Origin of the sequence: Paenibacillus sp. FSL R7-0048 (assembly GCF_038004505.1) — a bacterium.
Taxonomy (GTDB): Bacteria; Bacillota; Bacilli; order Paenibacillales; family Paenibacillaceae; genus Paenibacillus_AQ; species Paenibacillus_AQ odorifer.
In genome coordinates this window covers 6,169,097-6,182,536 of record NZ_JBBORF010000001.1, presented here as the reverse complement: position 1 = coordinate 6,182,536, position 13,440 = coordinate 6,169,097, and the positions used below count along the sequence as shown (strand labels likewise).

At 46.7% G+C, this 13,440-nt stretch carries 5 protein-coding genes; all 5 read left to right on the top strand.

All coding sequences use genetic code 11. The annotated features are described in order from the left end of the window. The first annotated feature begins 88 nt into the window (after positions 1-88). The 5 genes from NSQ91_RS27295 (at position 89) to NSQ91_RS27275 (ending at position 13,385) form a co-directional block, all read left to right on the top strand. Positions 89-1,645: an extracellular solute-binding protein gene (locus NSQ91_RS27295; protein ID WP_076130457.1), complete on the top strand. Its 1,557-nt coding sequence runs from the start codon at positions 89-91 to the stop codon at positions 1,643-1,645. A gap of 94 nt (positions 1,646-1,739) precedes the next feature. Then, on the top strand, positions 1,740-2,897 hold the full coding sequence (locus NSQ91_RS27290) for a glycoside hydrolase family 88/105 protein (RefSeq protein ID WP_076194114.1): 1,158 nt from the start codon (positions 1,740-1,742) through the stop codon (positions 2,895-2,897). Between the two features lie 5 nt (positions 2,898-2,902). Beyond that, entirely contained in the window at positions 2,903-4,273 is a 1,371-nt protein-coding gene (locus tag NSQ91_RS27285) for a glycoside hydrolase family 28 protein (protein WP_076130458.1), read from the top strand. Between the two features lie 74 nt (positions 4,274-4,347). Then, positions 4,348-5,934, top strand: coding sequence for a glycoside hydrolase family 43 protein (locus NSQ91_RS27280; RefSeq protein ID WP_340920735.1), 1,587 nt, complete (start codon positions 4,348-4,350; stop codon positions 5,932-5,934). Between the two features lie 80 nt (positions 5,935-6,014). After that, positions 6,015-13,385, top strand: a complete 7,371-nt coding sequence (locus tag NSQ91_RS27275) for a pectinesterase family protein (protein ID WP_076304965.1) — start codon at positions 6,015-6,017, stop codon at positions 13,383-13,385. Positions 13,386-13,440 lie beyond the last annotated feature (55 nt).

The following is a 13,440-nucleotide window of genomic DNA, read 5'->3' as shown; positions in this document are numbered from 1 at the left end:
GCTTCATAGTATGCTGAATTCTTACCTCTGCCTTAAAGGCAGAGGTGGAAGATACAACACAAATACATTAGTAAAAGGGGTAATGTTGATGAATCGCAATTACAAAAAAATTGCAGCCTTAATGTTGTGTAGCGGGTTAGTACTCACTGCATGCGGAGGAGGCAATAACGCGAAGGAGTCAAATTCTTCAAATGAGGGAACGAATTCAACGGCTAAAACTACTGCCGCACCTGCAGATGTGCTAGATGCTAAAGCAAAGATTAGCTGGCTGAACATTTTACAAACGTCTACAACACCAACGGGTCCTATTCTGGACAAAATTGAAGAATTGACGAATACAGAGATTGAATTCTCATGGATTCCGGATCCTTCCAAAGAAGAACGTATTAATACTTCATTAGCATCGAATTCCCTAGCAGACATCGTTACCCTGACTATTCTTGATAACTCTTCTGTACGTAATGCACTGAAGGCCGGTATGTTCTGGGAAGTAAGTCCTTATCTTGATGAGTTCCCGAATTTGGCTAAAATTTCACAGGATACACGTACATCGGCATCGATTGCAGGTAAGCTGTACGGGGTTCCTTTCCAGAAGTCCTTGGCTAGAAACGGCGTTGTTCTCCGTAAAGATTGGCTGGATAAGCTTGGACTGCAGGTTCCAAAAACAACAGATGAGTTGATGGAAGTTGCGAAAGCGTTTACCGAAAAAGACCCTGATGGTAATGGCAAAAAGGATACCACAGGCTTCATGGACCGCAGCGATCTTGTATATGGAGCATTTAAGACATTGGGCTCATACTTTGGAACACCGAACTATTGGAGTGTAGATGATGCGGGTAAAATGACACCAGAGTTCGATACAGAGGCTTATGTCAAGACCATGGATTATATGAAGACTCTTTATGATGGTGGTTATATCAATCAGGATTTCGCTGTGACGGCTAAAACAGATCAGCAGCAGAATTTTGCGCAAGGAAAGGCTGGAATTTATGTGGGTGCCTTGTTTGACAGCAAGAACCTGCTGAATCTGTCTAAAGGCATACAGGATGGTATGGATTTGGTTATGGTTAACGATATCACTTCCACCGGTAATGAAGCGGATCGCGCCATCTGGGCTGGTAATAACGGAATTGGGGGACTGTTGTCTTTCCCGAAATCCGAAGTCAAGGATGAAAATGAATTAAGACGGATCTTGAAATTTGTTAATGATCTTATGAATGAAGATGTCTATGGCTTGATGACTTATGGTATTAAGGATGTCCACTATACAATCGATGGAGAACAAGCGGTTACGATTAAGGATACAGATCTCTGGAAGCAAGAAGTTCAGCCATTTTCGGCATCTCGTCCATTAGAGAATGGATTCATTATCCATGATGCTGATCCACTCAAAGTTGAAGCTGATAAGCTGATCGTTGAGAATGCTAAATATGCTGTACTGAATCCTGCTTACTCTCTGGAATCTGAGACCTATTCTACTCAAGGATCTGAGTTGCAGAAGATTATGACAGATGCCACTTATAAATATATCCTAGGCAAAATTGATTTGGACGGATTTAAAGCTGAGGTTGAAAAGTGGAAGAAATCCGGCGGCAGCAAAATCATTACTGAATATGAAGCTGCTTATAAAGCTGTAAATCCTTAAGAAGTACTACAGACTATATTCTAAGAAAATAGTAGAGGGGTCCTAAATGGGGAGGCTGCGTTTAGGACCATATCTATTCAAACAGGAGGAAAAAATGAAAGACAACAATGCACTTAGGAGTATGGGCTGGGGTGTTCGAATGGCAGATTCGATTATGGAGCGAACGCCAAGATTATATGAGGATAACGGATATCATGGAAAATGGTCTTATGATTATGGAGTCATCTTGAAGGGTTTTGAGCTGCTGTGGAGACAGACCGGGCAGGTTAAATATTATCAATTCATCAAAGATAATATGGATTATTTTATTGAGGAAGACGGCTCTGTGAAGGGATATCGCCTGAGCGAACATAATATTGATCACTTAAATAACGGAAAGATCCTATTTGTGCTCCATAAAGAAACTGGGTTAGCGAAATATAAAATGGCTGCAGATTTATTAAGAAAGCAGATAACAACGCATCCTCGAACCTCGGAAGGTGCGTTTTGGCATAAGAATGTATATCCTTATCAGATTTGGCTGGATGGCTTGTATATGGGCTCTCCTTTCTATCTGGAGTATTTACTTGAGTATGAAGGCGGCAAGGGTCTGGACGATGTGACCCGGCAATTTATTCTGTGCGAGCGTCATACCAAGGATGCTGAGACGGGCCTTCTGTTTCACGCATGGGATGAAAAGCGGGTACAGCCGTGGTGCGATCCTGAAACGGGGCTGTCTCCGAACTTTTGGGGGCGTTCGCTGGGCTGGTATGTGATGGCGCTAGTGGATGTACTCGGAATGCTCCCTGAGGAACACGCGGATTACGAGATCTTGGCACGTATTCTGACAGATACGCTGACAGCGCTTCGTCAGGTTCAGGATGCGGATGCTGGAGTCTGGTATCAGGTTGTAAACATGGGCGGCCGTAAAGGCAATTATTTGGAGGCTTCCGCCTCTAGCATGATCACCTATGCAATGGCTAAGGGCATTCGGATTGGTGTACTCGATGATAGTTGGTTCGAGACTCTTGACCGTGCTTATCAAGGTCTTATTGCTGAATTTGTGCTGGAAACCAAAAAAGGCTGGGTTAACCTGAATAAAAACTGCCAGGTCGCTGGACTCGGTGGTGAGGACCGGAGAGATGGTACTTACGCCTATTATATCAGTGAACCGATCGTAACCAATGATCAGAAGGGGCTTGGCGCATTCCTCCTGGCTTGTGGAGAATATGAATATTTGCAGCGTCCCGCCGTGACGAAAGGAAGCGAGTGAAGCACATGTCTATCTACAATATAAACGACTACGGAGCACATCCTAATAGTGCAGAGCCTTCAACGGAAGCGATAGCCAGTGCCATTCATGCGGCAAGCGAGGCAGGGGGAGGAACAGTTTATGTTCCTTCCGGGCACTATCAGACGGGTGCTATCTTCATGAAAAGCAATATTGAGCTGAAGCTCAGTCCTGGAGCTGTGCTTAGCTTCAGCTCTGATCCTAACGATTATCCGGTGGTGGATTCCCGTTGGGAGGGTGTGAAGCAGAACGTCCATGCTTCATGTATTTTTGGAATAAATCTAGAGAATGTATCGGTTACAGGTGCAGGCAAGCTGGATGGAAGGGGCGCACCTTGGTGGGATAAACATCGGAATTCTCCTGATTCACTGCTGTATCCCCGCCCGAAGCTTATCAGCTTCGACAACTGCCGTAGAGTCACGCTCAGAGATCTGACACTCGTGAACTCCCCAAGCTGGACTGTGAATCCTATCTGTTGCCATGATGTTACGATTGATAATCTGTCGATCTATAATCCGGCGGATTCGCCTAATACAGACGGTATTGACCCAGAATCCTGTGTGAATGTCCGCATCAGCAACTGCAATATCGATGTGGGTGATGACTGCATCGCCATTAAAGCAGGGACGGAGGATACGAAGGAGCGGGTTGCCTGCGAGAATATCACGATAACTAACTGCACGATGATTCATGGTCATGGCGGTGTGGTGCTGGGAAGCGAAATGAGCGGAGATATCCGTAATATCGTGATCAGTAATTGCGTGTTCAAGCAGACGGACCGCGGCATTCGGCTGAAGTCCAGACGCGGGCGCGGAGGTGTTGTCGAAGATATTCGTGTCAGTAATATCGTGATGGAGGACGTGATCTGTCCGTTTATTCTTAATCTTTATTATTTCTGCGGACCACGTGGTAAGGACAAATACGTATGGGATAAGAATCCTTATCCGGTGACGGAGGAGACCCCCTGCTTCCGACGGATTCATTTTGCTAATATTACTGCTCGGAATGTTCACGCGGCTGCAGGTTTTCTTTACGGCCTTGCGGAGCAATACATTTCAGAAATTACCTTTTCCGATATTGATATTTCCATGGCAGAGAATGCAATCCCTGGTCGTCCAGCCATGATGTCAGGAATCCAGGATATGAACAACCGTGGGTTCTATCTGGGCAACGTAAGAGATATTCGTTTCCGCCAAGTGACGATCGAGAATCATGAAGGACCGGCTTTTTATATTGAAAATGGAGAAACGGTAGATATCACCGGCTGCCAATCGAGAAACACCCGTAAAGTGGAAGAATTAGTGCAGCAAGTAACCGTTATCCCGTCACAGGAAGATCTAAGTGAGCAGACAGACTGATAATTGACAGGATAGACTGCAGATTTGCTTTGGGTGAAGGGTGCGGATGTATGGAAATAGGAAGGAGTATGAAGATGATTACAGATAACATTCAGACAGGAGTTATTCACAATCCCATATTAAAAGGCTTCAATCCTGACCCTTGTATTGTAAGAGCAGGGGAGATGTACTATATTGCTGTTTCTTCTTTTGAATGGCTGCCCGGTGTGAGGGTGTATCAATCAGCGGACTTAGCAGACTGGGAGCATTGCACAGATATTCTGACTCATCAGGTGGATCTGCGGGGAAATCCGAAAAATTGCAGTATCTGGGCTCCACAGCTTAGTTATTATGACGGTTTGTTTTATCTGATTTATACCGATGTTAAGAGCACCAAACGGCCTTTTAAAGACTGTCATAACTATCTGATCACTGCGGAGGGTATTGAGGGACCTTGGTCTGAACCGGTATACCTAAACAGCAGCGGGTTCGATCCATCTCTGTATCATGATGAGGATGGGCGCAAATGGCTGCTGAATGAGCTGTGGGATTACCGGATTACGGAAGGCAACAAGTCCTGCGGGATTGTAATTCAGGAGTACGATCCAGAGCAGTGCCAATTAATAGGTGAACCTGTGAAAATCTTTGATTGCACGCCGCTGAAGAAGACGGAAGCGCCGCATATTTACAAGCGGGGAGGTTATTACTACTTAATTACGGCAGAAGGCGGCACTGGATCGGGGCATGCCGTAACCGTAGCGCGCTCCAAGGCGCTGCTTGGTCCGTATGAGGTGGATCCGCTCAATCCGATGTTGACCTCTCGGGATAATCCCGAGCTGCCGCTTCAATGTGCAGGCCATGGAAGTCTGGTAGAGACACCAGAAGGTGAATGGTATATGGCCCATTTATGTACGCGACCCCTGGAAGGCGAATACGCCATACTGGGGAGAGAGACTGCCGTTCAGCAGGTGCACTGGAATGAGGAGGGCTGGTTAAGACTAACCTCAGGCGGTAATACACCACAGCTCAAGGTACCAGCACCTAAAGGAACACAGTTCCTGAACCAAATGCGGACGCTTGAATTCGAGGATGATTTTAATGGTCCGGAATTGAAAAAGAACTGGAATACACTGCGGATTCCTAGGAATGAAAGCTGGTGTTCCCTTGCTGAAAGACCGGGCTGGTTAAGAATCAGGGCCGGGGAGTCCGTGCAGAGTCTGTTTGAGCATCATATTCTGGCTATTCGCCAGACGGATATAAGCTTCCGCGCCGAAACAGCGCTTGAATATGAACCGAATACTTATCTGCAGATGGCAGGACTACTGTTATACCTGAATGAGGATAACTATCTTTATGCGTATATCAGCCATGAAGAAGGACGTGGCAAGGTGCTGCGGTTAATGCGCTGTCAGCGCGATGAATTCACTGCGGAGCCTGTAATGATTGAACTAAATGCAGGGGAGACAGTGCGGATCGCGGTTGAGGTGCAGGAAGTGGCTGGGCAATTTGTTTATCTTAAGGGTGACGATACGGAGTGGAAGCCACTTGGCGATCCGCAGAATATCAGCTTTTTGTCGGGAGGCTTCACTGGGAATTTTGTTGGCATTGCGGCGCATGATATGCAGCAGTTCGGTGGCAGCAGTGCTGATTTCGCATATTTCCGTTATCAGGGCAAGGAATAATACACACGGCTTTACTAAGGAAGGGGTTGCTCTGAGGACAGGGCCCCCTTCTTATTCCAATAGATATTAGGAGGTCTTGTATGAAGAGAAAATGGTTATCCGGGGCGCTGGTCGCGAGTCTTCTTGCAACATGTATGCCATTTGGTGGTGTCGAGGCCGCTTCTTTGGAAGCGCTTCCTGCTTTTCCGGGCGCGGAAGGCGGCGGCAAATATGTAACCGGCGGAAGAGCTCAACCTGTGTATGAAGTAACGACGTTGGCTGATTATGGTATCAAGGAAACTCCGATCCCCGGCTCCTTCCGCGATGCGGTAAGCCAAAGTAATCGGACCATTGTTTTTCGAGTGGGGGGAACCATCCATCTGAAGGAATCCCTCAAGATTACCGGCTCAAATCTGACGATTGCCGGACAAACGGCTCCAGGTGACGGAATTACAATTGCCGACTACACAACCTCTGTTGAAGCTGACAATATTATTATGCGCTATATGCGTTTCCGGTTAGGCGACCGGGTAGCTAGTGAAGATGATGCTTTTGGATCAAGATACCATAAGGATCTCATTATCGATCATAGCTCATTCAGCTGGTCGGTGGATGAAGTGGTCAGTCTGTATGACAACGAGAATACTACCGTACAATGGTCGATATCTGCTGAAAGTATGCTGATGACGACGCACCAGAAGGGACGTCACGGCTACGGAGGAATCTGGGGTGGCAAAAATGCCAGTTTCCTTCACAATCTGATTGCTCATAGCACCAGCCGCAACCCCCGTTTGCCGACGGTGACCAAATTGGTGGACCTGACGGAAATGTCTAATAACGTTATCTATAACTGGGGATTCGCTTCGACCTATGGTGGGGGAGCAGAAGATTATCGATATAATATCACTAACAATTATTATAAAAATGGTCCAAACACCTACACCAGTGTAAAAAATCAATTGTTTGGGGAAGTGTCACCAGAAACCCGGTTGTTTATAGATGGGAACATCATGGATGGTAATCCGAAGGTTACTGAAGACAACTGGAAGGGTGTGCAAAAGTATTCGGATATCTCTAAGCTTACGGAGCCGGCAAAGATGCCTAACCCCTATGCGGCAGTGTCGGCGGAGGAAGCCTACGTAAATGTAATGGCTGATGCCGGTGCCACTCTGCCAAGGCGTGATGCTTACGATGCGCGGGTCATTAATGATGTGAAGAATCGCACTGGACAGCATATTAATTCACCTATTGAAATAGGCGGTTACCCAGACTATACAGAGACAGCTTCCAATGTAATCGACATGGATCATGACGGTATGGATGACAGCTGGGAGATTGCTAATGGACTAGACCCTACCGATTCTGAGGATGGTAAGAAGACGACATTATCTGCGGAGGGCTATACGAATCTAGAAGTGTATCTGAATGATCTGATTGTTTTGGGAAAAGCAGGGAATGAGCATACAGACAATCCTGTAACCGCTATCAATTATCCTGTGAATAACCAAATCATAGAGTCAGGCAACAATGTGAAGGTTACAGCCTCTGCCAGTGATAGTGATGGTATTGCTAAGGTGGAATTTATCGTTAATGGTGTGAAGCAAGCCGAAGCTACCACAGCACCTTATAGTTTCGATTGGAACAATGTGCAGGATGGTACCTATTATCTCGTTGTTCAGGCTATAGACAATAAGGGTCTCAAGACACAATCTGATAACGTGGCTATTCATGTCAACACGTCTGGATCCGTTCTTCCTTGGACTTCGGTGGATATTGGCCATCCAGGGATAGCGGGAGTGACTACGCTTCATCCGGATAGCGGGAAGATTACGCTCAAATCGGCTGGACTTATCGGAGCAACATCAGAGAGTGAAACGGCTGTTGATAACTTTCAGTTTGCTTATCAAACCCTGACAGGCAATGGTGAAATTATTGCTAGAATCGACTCCGTAACGGGAACTGACGATTATGCCAAAGCAGGTGTCATGATTCGTGATAATCTCAATGAGAACTCTAAAATGACAATGCTGGCAATCCCTTATGTCAAATATGGCAAGAAGGGAGTTATGATTACCCGCTCCACCACAGGAGCCAAGGTGGTAAAAACAGAACCGGACAGCTTCATCAATACACCTTATTGGGTGAAGCTGGTTCGTCTTGGTAATGAAGTGACAGGTCTGGTATCGCCGGATAAAGTAACATGGAGCAAGGTAGGCACGGTGAAGCTTGACCTGAATGATACGGTTTATTTTGGTCTTGCAGCCGATGCCGCTAAGGTAGATAACGAGGTTAATCGTTATAATGCATCTGTCTTCAGTGAGGTGGAGCTGAAACCGCTTAGTGATCAGTTTCCTACTGCGCCCCGTGGTCTTACAGCGACAGCAGGTGAGGAAAAAGTGAAGCTGAATTGGGAGGATGTTGGTTCTGCCAAGTCGTATAGTGTTAAACGTAGTGAGGTTTCAGGCGGTCCATACAAGACGATCAATACTGAAATTAAAGATAGCCTGTATACTGATTCCGGACTCAGCTCCGGAAAAACTTATTACTACGTGGTCAGTGCTGTGAATGAGCTTGGTGAAAGCTTTGATTCCGATGAGGCCAGCGCTACGGCTGAAGGTGAAGCAGGTAATGTGTATTATGTGGATGAAGACTTTGAACAGGTTGCTGTGGGTGTGACACCAGAGTATTATGATGTGACTCCAAATCCACAGACTGAAATTCAAAAGGTTATTGTATCTCCCACACCGTCTGACAGTAAGGGGAATACGTCAGATCAAGTGTTGAATGTGTTCGATGGTGCGAACGGCAGCGTGCAGTTTATCCGCAAATTCGCGCCAATTACGGGTGCACTCGTTATTGACACTGACTTTATGTTTGCGACAGAATCGGGAACCTCGGTGTTCCTGCAGGCCCAGAGTACAGATGGAAGCAAAACGGCATTCTCCATTGAGAGCAGAAAGCCAACGCTTCCTGAAGCTACAGGTAAATATACGCTAACCATGAGTAGGGGAAGCAGTCAGTATCATCAACTGATGAACTCTTATTCCCTAAAACAATGGTATAACCTGAAGCTAAAGGTGGATGTGAACAACGATAAAGTGGTTGTATATATCGATGATCAGCCTGCGGGCTCTTTTCCGTTCACAACTACGAATTTCGCCAGCTATGGCATTGGGCGTATTTTGTCCAAGACACCGGGCGGCGGCTCAGGAAATTATTACTTAGATAATTTAAAGATCTATGTTGAGCCGATTGAAACACCGCTTGGACTGACTGGACTTCCAGGAAACCAAGCAGCCCAGCTATCCTGGCCTGCTCTTGAAGGGGCAACTTCCTACAATATTAAGAGAAGTCTTAAGAGCGGGGGGCCTTATGAGACTATTGCCAACGCTATTACAGAGACATCATATATTGATACTGAAGTTACCAACGAAACTACCTATTATTATGTTATCTCGGCGATGGCGCCCACTGGTGAATCGGGAAATTCCAATGAAATTAGTATTACCCCGTCCGCTTTGGCGGTGAAATTGCCTGCGCCAGAATCGTTCGCGGCTGTAAGTCGGAATACTCAGCTGGATCTCAGCTGGAATGCTGTGGAGAATGCAGCTAGCTACAGCATCAAGAAGTGGAATGAGACTTCAGGCAGCTATGAACTCGTGGCAAAAGAAATCGCCGGCACAACTTACCGCGTCGGAGGTCTGGCCAACGGGCAAACCTACCGTTACGTCGTATCTGCAACCAATGTGGCCGGAGAGGGAAAAGAATCAGCGCCTGTTGAAGCTACTCCGCAATCTCCTTTGGGAACGCCTGTGGTTTCCATTGAAGCTGGTGACAGTGTAATGAAACTAAGCTGGCCAGCGATTGAGGAGGCGAACCAGTATATTGTCAAACGTGCCACATCGGCGAAAGGTCCTTATGAAGTGCTCGGGTCTGATTTATCAGGCACAAGCTTTACTGATAGTGGGCTCGTAAACGGAACACCGTATTATTACAAAGTCAAAGCAATAAATGGTACCCGTAGTAGTCTAGATTCAGCTGTTGCCTCAGCGGTTCCATACCAGAATTCCGGCCAGCCGCAGGCTCCACAAGGAGTTAGTGCTGAGCCTGGCAACACTGATATCCATCTGACTTGGAATGTAGCTGATGGAGCTAGCAGCTATCAAATTCTACGCTCGGAGAGCGGTGGCAGTTATGCGGTCGTGGCCGACGGCATCGAAGCAACCGATTATACCGATAAAGGCTTGAGCAACGGGACTGCCTATCAATATGCGGTAATCGCCATCGGTGATAAGGGTGCCAGTCTTCCATCCGAGGTGGTCAAGGGAATTCCAGCTCCTGTCATTATTGTTGCTCAGAATGGGACAGGAGATTATAAAACGATTAATGACGCTATTCAAGCAGCACCTGATAATAGTGCCCTAACCACGATTATTAAAGTGAAGAACGGCACGTATAAGGAGAAGGTGCTTGTACCTTCTAGTAAGATGAATATTAGTATCATCGGTGAGAGCCGGGAAGGTACCGTACTTATTAACGGTGACTCCGCGAAAACCATTGGCTCAGATGGTAAAGAAATGGGCACCAGCGGCAGTTATACACTAAAGGCTGCTGCAACTGATTTCACACTGGAGAACATGACGGTTGAGAACAGTGCTGGGCGGGATGCCGGTCAGGCAGTCGCTTTATATGCTGAAGGAGACCGGGGAGTGTACAGAAATGTTAAGCTTCTAGGATATCAGGATACCCTGTTCGCAGATAAGGGAAGAGCTTATTTCGTCGACAGCCATATTGAAGGTACAGTGGACTTTATCTTCGGTAATTCCGCTGCTGTATTCGAGAATAATGTGATTCAAAGTGCGGGTGCTGGCTATGTTACTGCGCCTTCCACGGCAGCGGGTAAGCCTGGTTATGTGTTCATCAATAATCGACTAACTGCCAGTGAGGACGTTGCTGCTGGAACCGTTGACTTGGGCCGGCCATGGAGAGAATACGGCAGCTCTACCTTCATTAATACGGAGCTGGGAGCTCATATTCGTGCTACTGGCTGGCATGAATGGTATGAAGGTCGTTCCAAAACTGCACGGTTCTCTGAGTTTTTAAGTTACGGAGAGGGTGCTAATGCAGCTTCACGTCACAGCTGGTCCAAACAATTAACAGCAGAAGAGGCGGCTGCCTATACGATTGAAGCTGTGCTTGGTGGAAGTGATGGCTGGAATCCACAGCAATCCAAGATCTTAGTGGGTCAAGAGCAGATACCTGAGTTACATGTCTCTTCAATTACTGTAACGGGTAAAGATGGAATTAGCAGCATTGAGTCGAAGGGCGGTGCCTTGCAGCTGCAAGCCTCTGTGCTTCCAGAAAATGCGACGAATCCTAAAGTTATCTGGACGGTAACTGAAGCAGATGGGATAACCTCTACGGATAAAGCGGTTATTAATGAGAAGGGCTTGCTGACAGCTAGAAAGAACGGTAGCGTACAAGTAACTGCGCGAGCTATAGATGGAAGTGGAGTATCCGGAAGCCTAGAGATTAACATCAGCGGACAAGGTGAGATTGCCCGTAATCTGCCCGCTGCAACGCTGAACGGACCGGTCACAGTGGCGGCAGGACAGGATTTCACTTACCGTGTAGGGCTTACAAATGTTACTACCTCCGTCTACAAGGAAGTGTATGCTGTAGACTTTACCATGGCATATGACGTATCTGGTGTGGAATTCGTATCCGCTCAGACCTTGCCAGACGGATTCAGCATCACTCATATTAATGAGGACAGTCCAGGTCTAATAACAGTTAGTGTAGCTGGAACGGAGGCAGGAAATATCCTGACCGATGATGCGGAATTCTTAGAAATGATCTTCAAAGCGAAGAAGACAACCCGTGAAATCACCGTGCCGCTTGGATTTATTTCTTTCCGGGGATCCAACACTGATGTTGAATTTGACATCCTGCATGAGGCACAGTCGGTTGTTCATGTCATTCCTATATCCGTCATGGAGATAAAAGTCTCCTCCAAAGATAATGTGAGCGAAATCAAGTCAGGGCAAACCCTGCAAATGGCAGCTGTAGTCCTGCCGGACCATGCATCCGATCCAGCAGTGAGCTGGTCAGTGGTGAATGAGGATGGATCAGCTACTGAGCGAGTATCTATTACGGATACCGGCTTGCTCACTGCAATTGCAGCAGGCAAGGTAACCGTGAAAGCGACAGCTAAAGATGGCTCTGGTGTTGTAGGCATGATGTCCATTGAGATTAAGGCAAAATCGCAGGTTTCAGAATCGGGCGGTACTTCATCTTCAACGACAGTCAAACCAGTGAAACAACCGGAACCAACTGTGAACGCAGATGGAGTTACTCTTTCTGTGACAGCGGATGTGAATGGTAAAGCTATTGCAGAGGTATCCTCAGCGATTCTGCAACAAGCAATTGGCTCAATGCAGAATGGAGTATTGAGAATCACAGTGAAGCCAGCCTCTGCCAGCTCGGTGGTTGAACTGACCTTGCCAGCTCGTGAGTTGGCTGGAGCAAAAGCAATTCAACTTTTAGAAATAGACATGGGATTGTCTACGTTCCGAATAAATGCTGACCTGCTTCTTGAGATGGCAGGATCTGACGCCGCAAGCGTGAAGCTTGTAGTTGGCAAAGTTGACGCGAAGACACTGTCGCTTCAGACAGATGTCGGGGATATTTATGAGTTTAAGTTCTTTGTTGATGGCAAACAGTTTGACAGCTTTGGGCGTGGACTGAAGGTTGAACGGGATTACAAACCAAAGACAACTTCAGGTGTAGAACAAATAGTAGTCTACCAAATCCGTGAAGACGGGACTGTGGAGGTGGTTAGAAACTCTCAGTTTAATCTGACAACTGGCAAGATCATCTTTAGACCAGACAATTCCAGCAGATTCGCAGTAGCATATGCGGAAAATTCCTTTAAGGATATCGCTGGACTAGGCTGGGCACAAAATAGCATTCAAGCCCTCGCCGCCAGAGACATCCTGAATGGCACCGGAGATCATAATTTCGGGCCACAGCTGAATGTAACTCGGGCACAGTTCCTAAAGATGCTGATGCTTGCATTAGAGCTAGAGGAAGGTAATGCGGCAAGTACATTTAAGGATGTTTCGCTGGATGCTTGGTACTACAGCTCTGTTGCTGCTGCTCAGCAGCTAGGAATTATTCAGGGCAGATCTGATGGAACCTTCGGTGCTAATGAAACGATTAGCCGTGAGGAAATGGCGTTGATGGCTTATCGTGCAGCACAGCTCGCTAAGCTTACGGTCGTGGGAGTGGACCAGCCAGTGAATTTCAATGATGCCGCTGACGTTTCAGCCTACGCTCGTGAGGCTGTACAATTCATGAGCGGAGCAAAGATTATTCAAGGTGTGGGCAAAGATAACTTTGCACCTAAAGCCAATACAACTCGTGCTCAGGCAGCTGTTATTGTCTATCGATTGTTCCAGCTAAATCCTTAAATTTCAAGTTGACACCCTGTGTGATTTATCATATTATGATTGGAGTTGTTATAAG